The organism is Stenotrophomonas sp. GD03958 (assembly GCF_029839005.1).
GTDB lineage: Bacteria > Pseudomonadota > Gammaproteobacteria > Xanthomonadales > Xanthomonadaceae > Stenotrophomonas > Stenotrophomonas hibiscicola.
This window is the reverse complement of record NZ_JAOBZT010000080.1, coordinates 1-17,499: the sequence shown is the minus strand read 5'-3', so window position 1 is coordinate 17,499 and position 17,499 is coordinate 1. Positions and strand designations below refer to the sequence as shown.

Here is a 17,499-nt window from a genome sequence, read left to right as displayed (position 1 = left end):
TTGCCCTTGACGTGCTTCATCAAGCGCCGCTTGGACTTGATCTGCCGCTCAGTGAGGACGTTCTTCTTGCCCTCGTACGGGTTGGTACCCTCGCGGAAGATGAAGCTCACCGGCGTGCCGATCAGCTTGAAGCGCTTGCGGAAGAAGTTCTCCAGGTAGCGCTTGTACGACTCCTGCAGTTCCTTCAGGCGCGTGCCGTGCACGATGAAGGTCGGCGGGTTGGAACCGGCCGGGTGCACGTAGCGCAGCTTGGAGACATGCCCGCGGATGGTCGGCGGCGGGTTGGTCTCGTACGCCACTTCCAGCGCCTTGTTCACTTCGCTGGTGGTGAAGGTCTTGTTCGCCGATTCGTGCGCGCGGTGCACCGCACGGAACAGCTCGCGCAGGCCCGAGCCGTGCTTGGCTGAAATGCGCACCGATTCGGCCCAGGGCACGAAGCCCAGCTTCAGCGACAGCATGGTTTCAGCCTGTTCGCGCTGGTACTCGGTCAGGCCATCCCACTTGTTGATGGCGATCACCAGCGCGCGGCCGGCGTCGAGCACGGCACCGAGCACGGTGGCGTCCTGGTCGGTCACGCCCTCGGTGGCGTCCAGCATCAGCACGGCCACCTGGCACTGTTCGATCGACTGCATGGTCTTGACCACCGAGAACTTCTCGACGACCTCGTCCACGCGCGAACGACGGCGCAGGCCGGCGGTATCGATCAGGCGGTACTCGCGGCCGTCACGCTCCAGGTCCACCGCGATCGAGTCGCGGGTGGTGCCCGGCACGTCGGAGGCGATCATGCGCTCCTCGCCGAGGATGCGGTTGACCAGGGTCGACTTGCCCACGTTCGGGCGGCCGACGAAGGCGATGCGGATGCGGTTCGGATCGTTGTCCAGCTCTTCGCCGCTACCTTCTTCCGGCAGGCGCTGGATCACTTCGTCCAGCAGGTCGTCCAGGCCCTGGCGATGCGCGGCCGAGACGGTCAGCATTTCGCCGAAACCGTAGCGGGCGAACTCGGAGCGGACGCTGTCCTCGTCGGTACCGTCGATCTTGTTGATCAGCAGCAACGTCGGGCGCGACAGCTTGCGCAGCCACGCCAGGATCTCGTCGTCCAGCGCCGAGGTGCCCTCGCGGGCATCGACGACGAACAGGATCAGGTCCGCTTCGGCAGCCGCCGCACGCGCCTGGCGGGTGGTGGCACCGGCCAGGCCTTCGTCCTCACCGGCAATACCGCCGGTATCCACGACGAGGAAATGATTGTCCTCGTCGAGGCGGCAGACGCCGTAGTTGCGATCACGGGTGACGCCGGGCTGGTCATGGACCAGGGCGTCACGGGTGCGGGTCAACGCATTGAAAATGGTCGACTTGCCGACATTCGGCCGTCCAACCAGGGCGACCAAAGGCAGCATCGCGAGTACTCCGTATTAATTTGCCAACCGGAAGGCGGTCAGCTTGCCATCCACGTTCTGCACCAGCAGCACCCCGTCTGCGACGACCGGCTGGGCCAACAGGGCATCACCACCGCTCTTTGCCCGTGCCGCCATCGCACCATCGGAGGCCTGCAACCAGTGCACGTATCCCTTGTAGTCGCCGACCACGACGTAGTCGCCATGCAGCGCCGGGCCGGTCAGCGAGCGACGGGCCAGTGCCGTCTGCGACCACATGGCTGCGCCGCTGGCCTTGTCCAGGCCGAACACGCCGCCCTTGTTGTCGGTCACGAACACATTGCCCGACGACACCGCCACGCCACCCGCACCGCCGTGGTCGCGCGCCCACAGCGGGCGACCGGTCGGGCCTTCGATGGCCATCGTCTGGTTCTTGAAGCTGCTCACGAACAGGGTGTTGCCATCCAGCACCGGCGCGCCGTCCACATCGGCCATACGCTCCAGCTCGGTACGGCCTTCACCGTTGCCCACGTTCTGTTCCCACAGGGTGCGGCCATCCTGCTGGGCCAGGGCGGCAACCGCGCCCTCGTCCTTGCCGATGAACAGCACGCCCGGGCCGGTCACCACCGGTGCGTTGCCACGCACGGTCAGCGCCGGCAGCTCGCTCGGGTTGAACCACTTCTGGGTGCCGTTGCCGGCATCGAACGCAGTGATACGGCCGTCGTTGCTGCGCACGTAGACCGCGCCCTGGGCGATGGCCGGCGCGGCGATGACTTCACCCGGAACACGGGCGCGCCACTTTTCGCTGCCGTCGTTGATGTCCAGCGCGATGACCTGGCCATCGAGCGTGCCGATCACGACCAGGCTCTCACCGACACCCGGGCCACCGGACAGGCGCAGCTTGGCCTTCTTCTTTTCCTTCTGCGGCTCCCAGGTCCAGACCTTCTTGCCGGTCTGCAGGTCGATGGCGTGCACGCCACCGGTGATCGCCGCAGCGAACACGTGGCCGTTGGCCACGGCCGGGCCCTGGCGCACGCCGATGCGGCGCTCGCCCTTGCCGAGGTTGACCGACCAGGCCTTGTTGACCTTCAGGGTCGGCTCGAACTTGACCAGCTCAGCCGGTTCCTGTGCCTTCTTCGCGGCCGCGTCCTTGCCGGCGAACCAGCCCTTCATGGTGCTGCAGCCGGTCAGGGCCATGCCCATCAGGAGCACGGTGGCGACGCGGGTGATCATGACCTTCTGACTCATCAAACCGACTCCGCAGGGGCGGCGACGGTGCCGCCGGCGTCCATAACCTTGGTTTCCAGCAGGCGCCGCTGCGGCGCTGCCACGTCCAGCGTCTTCAGCGCCTTCTCGTACTGTGCACGGGCCTCATCACGCTTGCCCTGCGCCATCAGCGCATCGCCATGGATTTCCAGGCTGCTGCTGTCGGTGGCGCTGCCCAGCAGCTTGATCGCTTCGTCGCTCTTGCCGGTGGCCACCAGCAGGCGGGCCACGCGCTGGTCGACCACGCGCTGCAGGTCACCTTCAACCTTCACGCCGCGCAGGGTAGCCAGGGCTTCTTCGTTCTTGCCGGCGTCGACCTGGGCCTTGGCCAGCTGCAGCGCCGCCAGGTCGCCGTAGATGCTGGACGGGCCGGCTTCGAGCGCCTTGACCGCCTTGGCGGCGTCGTCGAGCTTGTTCTGCTGCAGGCCAACGAGCGCCTTCTGGTACTCGACATTGGCCGAGGCCAGCTTGCCGCCCTGATCCTTCTGGTACCACTGCCAGCCGGCAATGGCACCGATGGCGATGACCACGCCACCGAGGATGCTGGCGCCATTCTTCCGCAGCCAGCTGCGGACGCGTTCACTTTGTTCGTGCTCGTCGAGCAGATCGTCGATCGCCATGCGTACTCTCGCCCCGCCCATCGGGAGGGACCATTGGAATTAATCGAAGGTGGTGAAACCGCGCCTCAGTGCGAAACCGGGACTACGGAGCCTTCAGAGGATACCTGAAAGCGTGCCACGTTGGCTCGCTGGTAGGGGGTCAGATCGACGATAGCGCCGTTCTGCTGAACCTGGACCGCCGAGGCGTTGCCCAGGGTCACCCGGGTCACCTGGCCCGGCGTGAAGCTGCGGCTCTCGCCGGATTTGATCAGCGCCTTCTCGACAGTGCTGCCGTCCGGGCCGCCGATATCGACCCAGCTGTCGCCACTGAACTGCATGTCCAGCGTATTGGCGGCAGCGGCCGGTGCCGGGGCTGGACGCGGCACCGGGGCCAGCGAGGCCACGTACGGAGTGGCGGCCGGCTTGCTGGCCGGAGCGCTCGCCACGTCCGCCACCGCGGCCGGCTCGACGCCGGCGGCAGAGGGGGTCACCGGCACGGCGGCCGGAATCGCGTCCAGCGAGGCGGTGTTCGGCGACGGCGTCGCACTGCCATCGAAATGGCCACGGGTGGCGAACCACACCGGCACTGCCAGCACCGCGGTGATGCCGACGTACAGCACGCGACGGCCGAGATTCTCGGCAATGCGGCGCGCACGCGGGGTATGGGTATGGCTGACCAGGGTAGGCGGCACCACCGGGCCGACCTGGGCCTGCTCCAGCAGCTCTCCCACGTCCACGTCCAGAAGCCGCGCGTAGCTGCGCAGCTGGCCGCGCACGAACACCGGCGCGCCAAGCTTCTGCCATTGTTCTTCTTCCAGCGACCTGACCACCTGGACCGGCATGCGCAGGCGCGAGCCGACATCTTCGAGGGTCAGTCCGGCCGCCTCGCGGGCCTGGCGCAGGCGGGTGCCGCAGCCGGCCGCAGTCTCGAGAGCGCTCACAGTCTGGTCATCAATCACAATGCATCAACCCTGGAGTTAGGAGCCCGCTTCCTGCGGAAATTCCTGTCGAATCCGCTGAAGATAGCGATCAGATGCCGCCCGATCACCCAGCCGCGCTTCGATTTGAGACGCAAGTTGTAACACGGAACGCGTTGCGGGTGCAGCCGCAATCCTACGTTCGGCGAAGGCCCGCGCCTCCATGAAGCGGCCCTGGCGGAAGCTGAGCTGGGCCATCGCCTCCAGCGCGACCGGGTTTCCCGGCAGCGCCGACAGCGCCGCGCGCAGGTCGCCTTCGGCACGTTCAAGCTGGCCAGCGTCCAGTGCACAGCTGCCCGCATTGGCCTGGGATTCGGCCGGTGTGGCGTAGCCCGGCGCCTGCAGCGCTCGATCGAACCACGCCAGCGACTCGGCCGGCCGCCCCTGCTGGCACAGCCACGCCCCGTAATTGTTGAGGATGTCACCGCGCTGCGGCGCCTGTTCGGCCGCCCTGCGGAAGCTCTCGCCCGCTTGCTGGCTCCGGCCACGGCGCTCATCGATGCCGGCCAGCAGCACCAGCGCATCCGGCGAGTCGGGCGCCAGCTTCAGCGCCTCGCGCGCCTTGCGTTCGGCCGCATCCAGGTTGCCGACCTGCATGTCACGGGCAGCCAGCGCCAACAGATCCTGCAGGCGCACCTGGCGCCGCACGCTGTCCGGATCGCGCACCGAATAGACCGGCGCTTCGCTGGGGCCCAGCTTGGCCTTGGGTTGGGATTTGCAGCCGCCGACCGCAACGGCCAGCACGCCTGCGAGAAGCGCCAGCCAGAGGCGGTCAGGCCGCGGCATCGCTCCCCTTCCCCGCCTGCAGCGTCTTGTTGAACTCCGCCTGGCGGCGGGTGCGGTCCATCACCTGGCCCTTGAGCTGGCCACAGGCGGCGTCGATGTCGTCGCCACGGGTGCGGCGGACCATCGTCAGCACGTTGCTGTCGAGCAGGATCTTCTGGAAGGCGCGGATGTTGGCCTCCTCGGAACGCTCGTAGCGGGTGCCCGGGAACGGATTGAACGGGATCAGGTTGACCTTGCCCGAATCCTTGGCCTGCACCGCGTTGTCGAACTGGCGCATCAGGCGGGCCAGCTCGCGGGCATGCTCGGGCTTGTCGTTGATGCCCTTCATCAGGGTGTACTCGAAGGTGACCGATTCGCGGCGCTTGTTGGCGCGCAGGTAGCGTGCGCACGAGGCCATCAGCTCGGCGATCGGGTACTTCTTGTTGAGCGGCACCAGGGTCTCGCGCAGCGCGTCGTTCGGCGCGTGCAGCGACACCGCCAGCGACACGTCGCTTTCGGCAGACAGGCGGTCGATCTGCGGCACCAGGCCGGAGGTCGACAGGGTCACGCGCTTGTTCGCCAGGCCGTAGCCCAGGTCGTCGCGCATCACGCTCATGGCGCGCACGACGTTGTCGAAATTCATCAGCGGCTCGCCCATGCCCATCATCACCACGTTGGTGAGGCGGCGCATCTGGTGCGGCACGTTGCCCAGGTGGCGTGCGGCAACCCACACCTGGCCGATGATCTCGGCGGTGGTCAGGTTACGGTTGAAGCCCTGGGTGGCGGTGGAGCAGAACGTGCAGTTCAGGCCGCAACCGACCTGCGAGGACACGCACAACGTGCCGCGGGTCTTGTCCGGGATGTACACGGTCTCGATGGCGTTCTTGCCATCCACGCCCATCGCCAGCAGCCACTTGTGGGTGCCGTCGGCGGAGGGCTTGTCGAACACGATGTTCGGAACCAGCACCTCGGCATGGGCCTGCAGCTTGGCGCGCAGGACCTTGCCGAGGTCGGTCATTTCATCGAAATCGGTGACGTAGCGATGATGGATCCACTTCATCACCTGATGGGCACGGAACTTCTTCTCGCCGAGAACCTCGACGAAAAACTTCTCCAGGCCCGCGCGATCGAGGTCGAGCAGGTTCTGCTTGCCAGCTGCGGGTGCCGACTTCGGCAGCGGCTGGATGGCGGGGGACTGTACGACCTCGTTCACGGCATTACTCTCAGCGCGAGACGACTTCGGTGGCGGCGAAGAAGTAGGCGATCTCAATCGCGGCATTCTCGACCGAGTCCGAGCCGTGTGCGGCGTTGGCATCGATGGATTCTGCGAAGTCGGCGCGGATGGTGCCCGGCGCGGCTTCCTTCGGGTTGGTGGCGCCCAGCAGGTCGCGGTGGGCCAGGACGGCGTTCTCGCCTTCCAGGGCCTGGATCATCACCGGGCCGGAGATCATGAACTCGACCAGCGCGTTGAAGAACGGACGCTCGCGGTGCACGGCATAGAAGCCTTCGGCTTCACGGCGCGACAGCTGCTTGTACTTGGCGGCCACGACCTTCAGGCCGGCCTTCTCGAAGCGGGCGTAGATTTCGCCGATGACGTTCTTGGCAACGGCGTCCGGCTTGATGATCGAAAGGGTGCGCTCCAGCGCCATGGGATGTCTCCAATGGAATCGGGCCGCTGATGGCCCGAAGGGTAACATGAAAAAAACCCGCGTCGGGACGCGGGCTTAGCCTGATAAACGTAGGCGAATTGTAAAAGATAAAGCGGCAGCATGGTAGTGCCGGCCGCTGGCCGGCAGGCAGGCGCCCCATGGGCTGCCCGAGGTTGCCGGCCAGCGGCCGGTACTACCATTCGCGCCCATTCACCCACCTGAGTGAAATCTGACCGAGCCCGCCCATTTTGCTGCACTGCAAAATGCCATACGCCGCCGTCTGGTCCTAGTATCAAACAATCGTTTGATTAAGGTCTGCCCGCCGATGGCCAAACCCGCCCACTTCTCGACCAAGGACCGGATCCTCGGCGCGGCCGAGGAGCTGTTCGCCCAGCACGGCTTCGCCGGCACCTCGCTGCGCCAGGTGACCAGCCAGGCCGACGTCAACATCGCCGCGGTCAACTATCACTTCGGTTCCAAGGAAAATCTGGTCAATGAGGTCTTCCGCCGCCGCATGGACGAGATGACCGGCGCGCGCCTGGCGCAGCTGGAGCGGGCCCGCAGCGAACACCCCGGCGAACTGCGCCCGGTGCTGGCCGCCTTCGTCGAGCCGGCCCTGGCGCTGGCCCAGGACCGCCAGAACGGCGGCGCCTTCGTGCGCGTGATTGCCCGCGCCTACGCCGAGAAGAACGACAACCTGCGCAAGTTCCTGTCCGACCACTACGGCCACGTGCTGCGTGCGTTCGGCAAGGCCATCGGCGAGTGCGTGCCCGGCCTGAGCAAGGAAGAGTTGTACTGGCGCCTCGACTTCCTGGCCGGCTCGCTCACCTATGCCATGGCCGACTTCGGGCTGATCAAGCGTCCCGCCGGTGTCACCGAAGCGGCGCATCGTGCCCATGCCGCCCACGAACTGATCCATTTCGCCGAAGCCGGGTTCCGCGCCGCCGCACGCGCCAGCGCCCTGCCCGCTTCCGTTTGATTCCACCCAGTAACTGCTGACCAACAAAGGCCCTACACCATGTCCAATTCCCTGCTAGTCCGCCGCGCCGCCGTGCTGGGTGCCGGCGTCATGGGTGCCCAGATCGCCGCCCACCTCACCAACGCCGGCGTCGACACCGTGCTGTTCGACCTGCCTGCGAAGGAAGGTCCGGCCGATGGCATCGTGCTGAAGGCGATCGCCAACCTGGGCAAGCTGAGCCCGGCGCCGCTGGCCAGCAAGTCGCTGGCCGAAGCCATCACCCCGGCCAATTACGACTCCGGCCTGGAGCAGCTGAAGGACTGCGACCTGATCATCGAGGCCATCGCCGAGCGCATGGACTGGAAGCAGGACCTGTACAAGAAGATTGCGCCGTTCGTGGCCGACCACGCGGTGCTGGCCTCCAACACCTCGGGCCTGGGCATCAACAAGCTGGCCGACGTGCTGCCCGAACAGCTGCGCCACCGCTTCTGCGGCGTGCACTTCTTCAACCCGCCGCGCTACATGCACCTGGCCGAGCTGATCCCGGCCACCACCACCGACGCCGCCGTGCTGGAAGGCCTGGAAGAGTTCCTGGTCACCACCCTGGGCAAGGGCGTGGTGTACGCCAAGGACACCCCGAACTTCATCGGCAACCGCATCGGCGTGTTCTCGATCCTGTCCACCATCCACCACACCCAGCAGTTCGGCCTGGGCTTCGATGAAGTGGACGGCCTGACTGGCCCGCTGGTCGGCCGCCCGAAGTCGGCCACCTACCGCACCTCCGACGTGGTCGGCCTGGACACCATGGCCCACGTCATCAAGACCATGGGCGACACCCTGCCGAATGACCCGTGGCATGAATTCTTCAAGTCGCCGAAGTGGCTGGACGCGCTGATTTCCAAGGGCGCGCTGGGCCAGAAGACCGGCGCCGGCATCTTCCGCAAAGTCGGCAAGGACATCGTGGTACTGGATCTGGAGAAGCAGGACTACCGTCCGGCCGACCGCACCGCCGCACCGGAAGTGGTCGAGATCCTGAAGATCAAGAACCCGGCCGAGAAGTTCGCCAAGCTGCGCGAGAGCCAGCACCCGCAGGCGCAGTTCCTGTGGGCGACCTTCCGCGACCTGTTCCACTACAGCGCCTACCACCTGGCCGACATCGCCGAGACCGCGCGCGACGTCGACCTGGCCATCCGCTGGGGCTACGGCTGGTCGCTGGGCCCGTTCGAAACCTGGCAGGCCGCCGGCTGGAAGCAGGTGGCACAGTGGATCGCCGATGACATCGTGGCCGGCAAGAGCATGAGCAATGCCCCGCTGCCGGATTGGGTCTTCGACGGCCGCGACGGCGTGCACGCCGCCGAGGGCAGCTACAGCCCGTCGCGCAACGCCAAGCTGCCGCGCTCGTCGCTGCCGGTGTACCAGCGCCAGCGCTTCCCGGATCCGCTGCTGGGCGAGCAGTTCGCGCCGGGCGAAACCGTGTTCGAGAACGACGGCCTGCGCATGTGGCACGACGGTGACGGCATCGCCGTGGTCAGCTTCAAGACCAAGATGAACACCGTGTCCGACCAGGTGCTGGATGGCCTGCAGGAATGCGTGAGCCGCGCCGAGAAGGACTTCCAGGGCTTGGTGATCTGGCAGCAGAAGGAACCCTTCTCCGCCGGTGCCGACCTGGCCGGTGCGCTCGGCCTGCTGCAGGCCGGCAAAGTCGACCAGTTCGAGGAAATGGTCGCCAACTTCCAGCGCACCAGCCAGCGCATCAAGTACTCCCTGGTGCCGGTGGTGGCCGCCGTGCGTGGCCTGGCCCTGGGTGGCGGCTGCGAGTTCCAGATGCACAGCGCCAAGACCGTCGCCTTCCTGGAAAGCTACATCGGCCTGGTCGAAGCCGGCGTCGGCCTGCTGCCGGCCGGTGGCGGCCTGAAGGAACTGGCCGTGCGTGCCTCGCAGGCCGCGGGCCCGGGCGGCGACGTGTTCGCCGAACTGAAGAAGACCTTCGAGACCGTGGCGATGGCCAAGGTGTCCAACTCGGCGGTCAACGCCAAGGAGCTGGGCCTGCTGCGCAGCACCGACAAGGTGGTGTTCAACAGCTACGAGGCGCTGCACATCGCCAAGGCCGAAGCACGCGCCCTGGCCGAAGCCGGCTACCGCCCGCCGCTGCCGGCACGCCGCATCCAGGTCGCCGGTGACGTGGGCATCGCCACCTTCAAGATGATGCTGGTCAACATGCTGGAAGGCCGCTTCATCAGCCCGTACGACTACGAGATCGCCGAGCGCATCGCCACCGTGCTGTGCGGCGGCAAGGTCGACCGCGGCACCCTGGTCGACGAAGAGTGGCTGCTGACCCTGGAGCGCAAGCACTTCGTCGAACTGGCCCAGCAGGAAAAGACCCAGGCCCGCATCGCGCACATGCTGAAGACCGGCAAGCCGCTGCGTAACTGATCGCCCATCCCTGCTTCCGGTGGGTGCCGACCGTTGGTCGGCACTCCGGCTAAAAAATTCAAGAGATCACTGCAATGACCAAGCAAATCCAGGACGCCTACATCGTCGCCGCCACCCGCACCCCGGTTGGCAAGGCGCCCAAGGGCATGTTCCGCAACACCCGCCCCGACGACATGCTTGCGCACGTGCTGCGCAGCGTCGTCGCCCATGCCCCGGGCGTGGACGTCAACCGCATCGATGACGCGATCATCGGCTGCGCCATGCCCGAAGCCGAGCAGGGCATGAACGTGGCGCGCATCGGCGTGCTGCTGGCTGGCCTGCCAAACACCATCGCCGCGCAGACCGTGAACCGCTTCTGCTCCTCCGGCCTGCAGGCCGTGGCGCAGGCCGCCGACGCGATCCGCCTGGGCAACGCCGACCTGATGCTGGCCGGTGGCACCGAGTCGATGTCGATGGTGCCGATGATGGGCAACAAGATCGCCATGGCGCCGAGCGTGTTCGACAACGACCACGTGGCCATCGCCTACGGCATGGGCATCACTGCCGAGAAGGTCGCCGAAGAGTGGAAGGTCTCGCGTGAAGACCAGGACGCCTTCGCCCTCGCCTCGCACCAGAAGGCCATGGCCGCGATCCAGAACGGCGAGTTCAAGGACGAGATCAGCCCGTACGAGATCATCTCGCACCTGCCGGACCTGGCCGACGGCCAGCGCATCATCACCCGCAACAAGATCGCCGACACCGACGAAGGCCCGCGCCCGGATTCCTCGGCTGAAGGCCTGGCCAAGCTGCGCCCGGTGTTCCGCAACGGCCAGTTCGGCGGCACCGTCACTGCTGGCAACTCGTCGCAGATGAGCGATGGCGCCGGTGCCGTGCTGCTGGCCTCGGAACAGGCGATCAAGGACTACGGCCTGACCCCGCTGGCGCGTTTCGTCAGCTTCTCGGTGGCCGGCGTGCGCCCGGAAGTGATGGGCATCGGCCCGATCGCCGCGATCCCGAAGGCACTGAAGCAGGCCGGCCTGACCCAGGACCAGCTGGACTGGATCGAGCTCAACGAAGCCTTCGCCGCGCAGTCGCTGGCGGTGATCCGCGATTGCGGCTTGGACCCGAGCAAGGTCAACCCGCTGGGCGGCGCGATTGCCCTGGGCCACCCGCTGGGTGCAACCGGCGCGATCCGCACCGCGACCCTGCTGCACGGCCTGCGTCGTCGCCAGCAGAAGTACGGCATGGTGACCATGTGCATCGGCACCGGCATGGGCGCGGCGGGTATTTTCGAGGCGCTGTAAGGTTCAGAGCGTTGCCGGCTGATTGCTGGTTGGCTGTGGGGCCCGGGTGGGTGAGACTGCCCGGGACACGCTGTGAACCCCGCTCCGCGGTCCGGCCCAGCCGCTGGCGGCTGTGCGTTCGGGCGCTTGCGAAGCAGTGCTTCGCAAGCAAAGCGCCCTCACCCATGGGGGCTTGGCAGCGGCATCCATGCCGCTGACAGTCCCGGTCAGCCTCATCCACCCGCGCCATCCATCATTCCGCGCGGCGGAAGGGTGAGCAAAGGCAGGATCAAGAGCTGAGGTCAGAGCCCTTTGCTACGCAAAGGGATCCGACCCCAACAAGCAAAAAAGGCAGCCTATGGCTGCCTTTTTTGCTTGTGCTTGTGCTTCTGCCTTTGATTCCGCCCTTCCCGTCCGCGCCCGCAGGAAACCTGACAGGCGGGGCGGGGGGGCCTTTGCAGGACCGTTCGCCGCATGGATGCGGCGATCGAGCCCCCATGGACGGGTTTACGGCGTGTCCTGCAAAGGCCCACCCGTCCCGCCCATCACGTATCAATCAAGGCGCTGCACGGAGCGCTTGATAAAACCCTTATTCCGCCAACATCGCCGTCAGCTTCTCCCGCGCCGGCCCTGCCAGCTTCGGGTTGTCCAGCGCAAAGCGGATCGTCGCCTCCACCAGCCCCAGGTGCGTGCCACAGTCGAAGCGGGTGCCCTCGAAACGATAGGCATCGACTTCTTCGGTCTTCAGCAGCTGCGCGATCGCATCGGTCAGCTGGATCTCGCCACCGGCACCGCTGCCGGTCTGCTCCAGCAGCTCGAAGATCTTCGGGCTCAGCACATAGCGGCCGACCACAGCCAGGTCGCTGGGCGCGTCCTCCGGCTTCGGCTTCTCCACGATCTGCGAAATGCGGCCCTTGCGGCCATCGAACGCCTCGGTGGCAACGATGCCGTAGCTGGCGGTCTTGTCATGCGGCACGTCTTCAACAGCGATGACGCTGGCGCCACTGGCCTCGTTGAGGTCGGCCATCTGCTTCAGTGCGCCGTCGCCGCGGTTCCAGATCAGGTCATCCGGCAGCAGCACCGCGAACGGTTCGTCGCCGATCACGGCCTTGGCGCACAGCACCGCGTGGCCCAGGCCCAGTGCTTCGGCCTGGGTCACGAAAATCGCGCGCACGCCATTGGGCAGCACATGACGGATCATCTCCAGCTGCTCCTGCTTGCCGGCGCGCTCGAGCTTCTGCTCCAGCTCGTAAGCCTTGTCGAAGTAGTCGGCCACGGCATGCTTGTAGCGGTTGGTGATGAACACCAGCGTGTCGCAACCAGCTTCGATTGCCTCATCGACCGCGTACTGGATCAGCGGACGATCAATGATCGGCAACATTTCCTTCGGAACCGTCTTGGTTGCCGGCAAGAAGCGCGTCCCGAGCCCTGCCACTGGAAAAACTGCCTTGCGAATTCGCTTGCTCATTGGTGCCTGTTGGCCTCACGTGCCGGAAAGGGCACGACTTTAGCGGATGAAATGTAAGCATCCTGTTCGATTGGCGAGAACTCCGGCATTGTCGCGAACAGGATCTCCTGGATGCTGGTGGTGTCGTAACCAGCCACGGCATCGCGCAGGCGCGGAACATTGCCCAGCACCAGGTCACGTGAGAACGCGCGCACACCGGCCTCGAGAATCTTCGGGTGCGCGGTGGAACGATAGTCCTCGTCCGAATAGAACAGCGTCTCGTGCAGCTTCTCGCCCGGACGCAGCCCGGTGTAGATGATCGGAATGTCCTTGTACGGCTGCTTGCCGGCCAGGCGGATCATCTGCTCGGCCAGTACACGGATCGGCACCGGCTCGCCCATGTCGAGGGTATAGATCGCACCGTGCGACGCCGAGGCGGCGGCCTGCAGGATCAGCTGACAGGCCTCCGGGATGGTCATGAAGTAGCGGCTGACTTCCGGGTCGGTGACGGTCACCGGCCCACCCCGCAGGATCTGTTCGCGGAACAGTGGCACCACGCTGCCGGCCGAGGCCAGCACGTTGCCGAAGCGCACCGTGACGAAACGGGTATGCGTGGACTTCTGGTCCAGGCTCTGGCAGATCATTTCCGCATAGCGCTTGCTGGCGCCCAGCGCATTGACCGGGTCGACGGCCTTGTCGGTGGAAATGAACACGAAGTGCTCGACGCGCGCTTCCAGGCAGGCGCGGGCCACGTTCTCTGTGGCCAGGATGTTGTTGCGCACCGCCTCGCGCAGCTGCCGCTCCAGCACCGGTACATGCTTGTAGGCGGCGGCATGGAAGGCGGTGTCGACGGGATGCAGCGACAGCGCATGGCGGATCACCGCCGGGTCGCCGCAATCGCCCAGCACTGCTTCAACCTCGACGTCCGGGAAGCTGCGTCGCAGCTCACCCTCGATGGTCAGCAACAGCAGCTCGCTGATCTCGAGCAGGATGATGCGACCGGCACCGTGACGCGCGCACTGGCGGCACAGCTCGGAGCCGATCGAGCCGCCAGCGCCGGTGACCATCACCGTACGCCCGCCCAACCAGCCACGGATCAGGTTCCAGTCCGGCATGATCGGCTTGCGGCCGAGCAGATCCTCGATCGCCACTTCCTTCAACTGCCCCGGCAGCGACTGGCCCTGCAGGATGTCGCTGAGCTTGGGCACGGTGCGGAACGGCACGCCGGTGCTTTCGCAGATGGCCACGATCCGCTGCATGCCTGCGGCGTCCAGCGAGGGGATGGCGATCACCAGCAGCTTGGCCGCCGTCTCACGGACCACGGTCGGCGCATCGTCCAGGGTGCCGAGGATCGGCAGGCCCTGCAGCTTGGCACCGCGCAGGTGCGGCGCATCGTCCAGCAGGCCGACCGGCTCGAAATTGCCTGAACGGCGCAGGTCACGGACCAGGGTCTCGGCGGCCTGGCCGGCACCCAGGATCAGCACGCGACGCGCGGATGAGTCCGACTGCAGCGCCTGGTAGTCCTTCCAGGCCCGGTACAGCAGGCGCGGCGCGCCCAGCAGCGCCGACAGCGCGAACGGATAGATCACCAGCACCGACATCGGCACGCCATCGAAGCGCTTCCACATCAGCACCAGCACGATGGCCACCATGCCGATGAAGCTGGCCTTGAAGATGTTCAGCAGGTCGCTGACGCTGGCGAAGCGCCACAGCCCCCGATAGAGGCCCACGCGCCAGAACACCAGGCCCTGCAGCAGCAGCACCAGCGTGGTGTCGACGTTCCAGAGAGGGAGCTCGGGGGCGTTGGCCAGGATCGAGTACCGCCCTGCATGCAGCAGCTGCCAGCATGCCCAGACCATGAACAGGTCGTGGCAGACGATGGCCGAACGTGGCATCAGGCCGAGGATTCTGTCCCGCCAGGGTGAAGCCATAAGTCAGGTATTTCCTTTTCGGTGGCGCAATCCATTGCGCAGGAGGAGCCAGAGGACGCTCAGCGCAATGAACCACGCGATCGCCACGGCAGCCTCCCACCTCGGCTGCAAGTTGGAGCAGACATTAAGCACTGTAATACTGAACAGGCCCAAAGCAAAGTACATCCCTGTTACCCGGGCGTGACTGGCTCCTGCCTGCACCGCGCGCTGGTAGACATGCTGGGTATGGGGTTCCATCCAGCGTTGTCCTGAAATGATGCGCGCCAGCAGTGTGAAGCCCGCGTCCACAAGGAACGGCGATGCCGACACAAGCAGCAGTATCCAGTTGATGTCGGTCTTGACACTGGCCAGTGCCAGCACCGCCGCAACCGCATAACCCAGCGAGCCACTTCCGACATCGCCCATGAAGATCCGGGCCCGTGGGAAGTTGAACGGCAGGAAGCCCAGGCACGCCAGGCCCAACGCGATGGCCGCCAGCGAGTACGGCCAGGGCAGCAACGGCGCCAGCCCCAGGGCCACCACAACGGCCTGGCTGGCCGCGATGCCGTTGATCCCATCCATGAAATTCCAGATGTTGATCAGAGAGGCAGTGAACAGCAGGACCAACACGGCCAGCAGCCAGCTGCCACCATGCACCCTGACCAGCGCGGCCAGCAGCGCGGCGGCGATGAAATGCACCATCAGGCGGCGCATGGCCGGAAGCGGCCGATGGTCATCCCACCAGCCGATACCCGCCACCAGCGCCAGGCCAAGGGCGGCCACGAGCAGGCTCGGAAGCGCTGCGGGCCAGGCCCACATGGCAACACCGGCGGTCACCAGCAGGCTGATGACGATGGCGATGCCGCCACCTCGAGGGGTCGCTACGCTGTGACTGCGGCGCTCGCCCGGCTGGTCAAACAGTTGCCGGCGCAGCGCATAGCCCCGCGCCGCCCAGGTCAGTGCCGCACTCAGCAGGGCCAGGCCCAGCAGCGCGCCCATCACGAGCCACGGCATGGATCAGAGCACCGCGTAATTCAACAGCGGCTTGACCGTACCCCACTCCTTGCAGCTCGGGCACTGCCAGTGATGGGTGCGCGCCCCGAAACCACAGCGGGTGCAGCGATAGGCCGGGTTGCGTACCAGCAACTGGTCGGTGATGTGCTTGAGGTCGTGCAGGGTCGCCGTGGAATCAGCGCCTTCAGCAAGGGTCAGGTCGATCAGCGCGGACTCGCCACGCACCGACGGGCGGTCCTTGAGCTGGCGGCCCAGGTAGGCACGGGCCGGGGCCACCCCCTCCTGCTCTTCCATCAGGCGGGTCAGCGCCAGCACCGGGGCAATGCCACGGTAATGCTCGGTCATCTCCGACAGGAAAGCGCGCGCGCCTGCCAGATCACCCACCTTGCGGTAGTTCTGCATCAGCGCCGGCAGCAGCTCCGGCAGGTACTCCGGATCATTGCGCGCAGCACGCTCGAACGCGCGTACGGCCGCTTCCGGATTGCCCGCGTCGGTTTCCAGGCGCCCTTCGATGATGCCGGCACGCACCGACATCGCATCGGCCTGGTAGGCCCGGGCGATCGCCGCCCTCGCCTCTTCCAGCTTGCCGGCACCGCGGAAGCGTTCGGCCAGTTCGCACTCGAACTGCCCGATCAGCTTGCCCATCGGCTCGCCGGTAACGTCCTCGAAACGGGTCGCGTTGTCGATCGCCTTTTCCCAGTCACGCTCGGCCTGGTAGATGCCGATCAGGTGCTTGAGTGCCTGCGGGGCACGCTGGTCCAGCTGCGCCAGTTCGGTGAACACGGTCTCGGCGCGGTCCAGCAGGCCGGACTTCATGTAGTCCTCGCCCAGCGCCAGCAGCGCCTGCACGCGTTGCGCATCGCTGAGGTCGTGCCGGTTGACCAGGCCCTGGTGCAGGCGGATGGCGCGATCGACTTCGCCGCGGCGGCGGAACAGGTGGCCCAGCGCGACCTGGGTCTCGAAGGTTTCCTTGTCCAGCTCGGCGATGTGCAGGAACAGCTCGATGGCCTTGTCCGGCTGCTCGTTGAGCAGGTAGTTCAGGCCACGGAAGTAGGTGCTGGACAGGCGGCTGACCTGGTTGTCACCGTGGCGTTGACCACCACGCCGTCCGATCACCCACCCGGCCAGTGCGGCCAGCGGAACGAACAGGAAGAACCAGAACCACTCGGTGACGAAATCCATCTTCGATCAGCGTCCATCAAAAGATTGAGGGGAGGCAACCGGTGCCGGCGTGGCGGCAGCGGACTTGTTGGCGCGGCGCAGCTGGCTGTAGAGCGGAATGACCACGCTCACCAGCACCAGGCCAGCACCAACGATGACGCCGATCAGCAACGCGGCAATGATGGCCACGCCGACCGAGGTCTTGAGCTGGGTGAACAGCAGGTTGATGGTCATCTCGTCCATGTTCATGGCACCGATGATCAACCCAACAATGAGTACCGCCAGCAGGACCAGCAGACGAAAAACCTTCATGCGACAGCTCCAGTGGCAGGAGTCCGTAGCTTATCCGACTCGCGGCTGGATTCGCACGCGGTGGCGCGACGGGAGGCTCAGGCCGGATCGGCGTCCAGCGGCAGCACACTGCTGACACGCTCGCGCAGTTCCTTGCCCGGCTTGAAATGTGGGACGTGCTTGCCCGGCAGGGCAACCGACTCGCCGGTCTTCGGGTTGCGACCCAGGCGCGGCGGCCGATAGTGCAGCGAGAAGCTGCCAAAACCACGAATTTCGATGCGATCCCCGGCGGACAGCGATCCGCCCATCATTTCCAGCAACGACTTCACCGCCAGATCGACATCATCGGCCTTCAGGTGCGCCTGGCGGCGCGCAAGGATTTCGATCAGTTCGGATT

At 66.1% G+C, this 17,499-nt stretch carries 16 protein-coding genes; 3 read left to right on the top strand and 13 right to left on the bottom strand.

All coding sequences use genetic code 11. The features are described from left to right. The 7 genes from der to ndk all read right to left on the bottom strand — a co-directional run. The coding region (gene der, locus N5C25_RS17835; protein WP_279937501.1) for a ribosome biogenesis GTPase Der at window positions 1–1,394 on the bottom strand (1,394 nt) is incomplete at its 3' end. 15 nt (window positions 1,395–1,409) lie between these two features. Further along, entirely contained in the window at window positions 1,410–2,618 is a 1,209-nt protein-coding gene (gene bamB / locus N5C25_RS17830) for an outer membrane protein assembly factor BamB (protein WP_279937500.1), read from the bottom strand. Beyond that, window positions 2,618–3,256 (bottom strand): tetratricopeptide repeat protein, encoded by a 639-nt coding sequence (locus tag N5C25_RS17825; RefSeq protein WP_019661310.1) that lies wholly within the window; start codon window positions 3,254–3,256, stop codon window positions 2,618–2,620. Before N5C25_RS17825 ends, bamB begins: the two co-directional genes overlap by 1 nt. A gap of 65 nt (window positions 3,257–3,321) precedes the next feature. Continuing rightward, window positions 3,322–4,194, bottom strand: coding sequence for a RodZ domain-containing protein (locus N5C25_RS17820; RefSeq protein WP_021202918.1), 873 nt, complete (start codon window positions 4,192–4,194; stop codon window positions 3,322–3,324). An 18-nt stretch (window positions 4,195–4,212) separates the two neighbouring features. After that, on the bottom strand, window positions 4,213–4,998 hold the full coding sequence (pilW, locus tag N5C25_RS17815; RefSeq protein ID WP_279937499.1) for a type IV pilus biogenesis/stability protein PilW: 786 nt from the start codon (window positions 4,996–4,998) through the stop codon (window positions 4,213–4,215). After that, on the bottom strand, window positions 4,985–6,190 hold the full coding sequence (gene rlmN / locus N5C25_RS17810; protein ID WP_279937498.1) for a 23S rRNA (adenine(2503)-C(2))-methyltransferase RlmN: 1,206 nt from the start codon (window positions 6,188–6,190) through the stop codon (window positions 4,985–4,987). The genes pilW and rlmN overlap by 14 nt, the downstream gene beginning before the upstream one ends. Window positions 6,191–6,200: 10 nt before the next feature. After that, a complete protein-coding gene (gene ndk, locus N5C25_RS17805) occupies window positions 6,201–6,626 on the bottom strand; it encodes a nucleoside-diphosphate kinase (protein WP_005409295.1) in 426 nt (141 codons plus the stop codon). A gap of 325 nt (window positions 6,627–6,951) precedes the next feature. Here ndk and N5C25_RS17800 point away from each other — a divergent pair, with 325 nt between their 5' ends. The 3 genes from N5C25_RS17800 (at window position 6,952) to N5C25_RS17790 (ending at window position 11,300) form a co-directional block, all read left to right on the top strand. Next, window positions 6,952–7,605, top strand: a complete 654-nt coding sequence (locus N5C25_RS17800; protein WP_251103277.1) for a TetR family transcriptional regulator — start codon at window positions 6,952–6,954, stop codon at window positions 7,603–7,605. A gap of 39 nt (window positions 7,606–7,644) precedes the next feature. Continuing rightward, complete coding sequence (locus tag N5C25_RS17795; RefSeq protein ID WP_134735391.1) at window positions 7,645–10,017, top strand: 3-hydroxyacyl-CoA dehydrogenase/enoyl-CoA hydratase family protein; 2,373 nt, start codon at window positions 7,645–7,647, stop codon at window positions 10,015–10,017. A 74-nt stretch (window positions 10,018–10,091) separates the two neighbouring features. Beyond that, on the top strand, window positions 10,092–11,300 hold the full coding sequence (locus tag N5C25_RS17790) for an acetyl-CoA C-acyltransferase (protein WP_279937496.1): 1,209 nt from the start codon (window positions 10,092–10,094) through the stop codon (window positions 11,298–11,300). 568 nt (window positions 11,301–11,868) lie between these two features. Here the strand turns inward: N5C25_RS17790 and galU are convergent. The 6 genes from galU to N5C25_RS17760 all read right to left on the bottom strand — a co-directional run. Beyond that, a complete protein-coding gene (gene galU / locus N5C25_RS17785; protein ID WP_019661303.1) occupies window positions 11,869–12,747 on the bottom strand; it encodes a UTP--glucose-1-phosphate uridylyltransferase GalU in 879 nt (292 codons plus the stop codon). Beyond that, entirely contained in the window at window positions 12,744–14,657 is a 1,914-nt protein-coding gene (locus N5C25_RS17780) for a nucleoside-diphosphate sugar epimerase/dehydratase (RefSeq protein ID WP_019661302.1), read from the bottom strand. Before N5C25_RS17780 ends, galU begins: the two co-directional genes overlap by 4 nt. A 3-nt stretch (window positions 14,658–14,660) precedes the next feature. After that, entirely contained in the window at window positions 14,661–15,650 is a 990-nt protein-coding gene (locus N5C25_RS17775) for a glycosyltransferase family 4 protein (RefSeq protein WP_134730483.1), read from the bottom strand. 3 nt (window positions 15,651–15,653) lie between these two features. After that, a complete protein-coding gene (gene lapB / locus N5C25_RS17770) occupies window positions 15,654–16,832 on the bottom strand; it encodes a lipopolysaccharide assembly protein LapB (protein ID WP_019661300.1) in 1,179 nt (392 codons plus the stop codon). 6 nt (window positions 16,833–16,838) lie between these two features. Further along, the gene (locus N5C25_RS17765) at window positions 16,839–17,123 is read right to left on the bottom strand and encodes a LapA family protein (RefSeq protein WP_019661299.1); all 285 of its coding nucleotides are present in this window, start codon (window positions 17,121–17,123) and stop codon (window positions 16,839–16,841) included. Between the two features lie 77 nt (window positions 17,124–17,200). Continuing rightward, the coding region (locus N5C25_RS17760) for an integration host factor subunit beta (RefSeq protein WP_279937493.1) at window positions 17,201–17,499 on the bottom strand (299 nt) is incomplete at its 5' end.